The sequence below is a fragment of the Mesorhizobium sp. M0074 genome, from assembly GCF_040322975.1.
GTDB lineage: Bacteria > Pseudomonadota > Alphaproteobacteria > Rhizobiales > Rhizobiaceae > Mesorhizobium.
The window spans coordinates 1-1,236 of sequence record NZ_JAMYUM010000075.1 but is presented as its reverse complement, the minus strand read 5'-3'; the positions used below and the strand labels follow the sequence as shown (position 1 = coordinate 1,236).

The window sequence follows — 1,236 nt, the reverse complement described above, 5'->3', positions numbered from 1 at the left end:
AAAGTCAGCAATTTACCAGCATGTCGCGAGACATGCTGCTCAGCGACTTCGCGCCGTTCTCGGTCACTCGGACAGTCTCACTGAAGACGTAGCCGTCGTCCTTCTCAAAAATGCCGATGAGGACGTGGAAAGTCATGTTAGGTTCAATCACGGTATCGTCGTCCGCCTGGAAGCTGCCGCCGCCGTCGACCCAACCGTGACCGATGGAGTAGCCGCTCCTGGATTCCTTACGCACGCCGTATGGTTTAAAGGCGCGCTGGAACGCTTGTGAAACTTCAGAGCACTTCACTCCCGGCCGTATTGTTTCGACCTGCGCGAGAAAGCCGCCCAAAGCGGCTTGATGTAGGTGCCGCGCCCGAGCGTTTGGCTCACCCAAAAATACCGTCCGTGCCAAGCCGCAGGCATAGCGGTGTCGGTAGGCACCGATCTCGAAATTCGTTTGACAGCCCATCTGATAGCGCGCGTCAGACCACGGAAGATGCGGCGCGTTGGCGGGAGAGCCAACCGGCATAGTTGGAAAGGCGCAAACACCTCCGGGGATTTCCGGAGTGCCTTTGACCAAAGCATTCACTATGGCGGCACCCACGTCGCATTCGCGTGCGCCAGGAGCGATCTCGAGCCGGCCCACCTGCATGGCCCTATCGGTTATCTTTCCGGCCTGCTCCATATAGGCAAGCTCAGCCGGTGACTTTACCGTTTTCAGTTTTCCGATCATCCCATCGGCATCGATGGCCTTCGATAAGTCCAATCTGTTGGAGAGGGCGGCGTGGTCCTTCACTCCAAACGTCTTGGCCGTCAGTTCGACTCCGATGCGGCTCGACTTGGTGCGCTCGCGGATCAGATCACTAATCGGCTCCCATGCGGTCCGCTGGCTCGACCCGATGTATTTCTCCGGATAACTGAGGATTCGCGATTCCGGCAGGTACGATGTGGGTGTCGCACATAAAGTGTCGATCTCGCGCAAGATCAGCCACGGATCTTCATCGTCTTGACACACGAGAGCGAGCTGCGGAACGTACTCCGAGTAACCGTCATAGCCGGTCAGATAGTTCATATTATTCTCGTTCATGACAAGCAGCGCATCCATGCCGCGCGCCGCCATTTGCTGTCGCAGCCGAGCAGTGCGCCCGCGATATTCCTGTTGACTAAATGCAGGCACGCGTTCCTGTTGACTATTTGTGGGCATAGCAGCTCTCCTATCTTGAAATGTCGATTGCACCAGGCAATTAAGTGGTT

The 1,236-nt window shown here is 56.7% G+C and carries 1 protein-coding gene; it reads right to left on the bottom strand.

Going from position 1 to position 1,236, the window contains the following annotated elements; genetic code table 11:
* Positions 1-4: 4 nt before the first annotated feature.
* Positions 5-1,236: M24 family metallopeptidase (locus NKJ73_RS34010; protein ID WP_352572750.1), on the bottom strand; the 1,232-nt coding region annotated here is incomplete at its 5' end.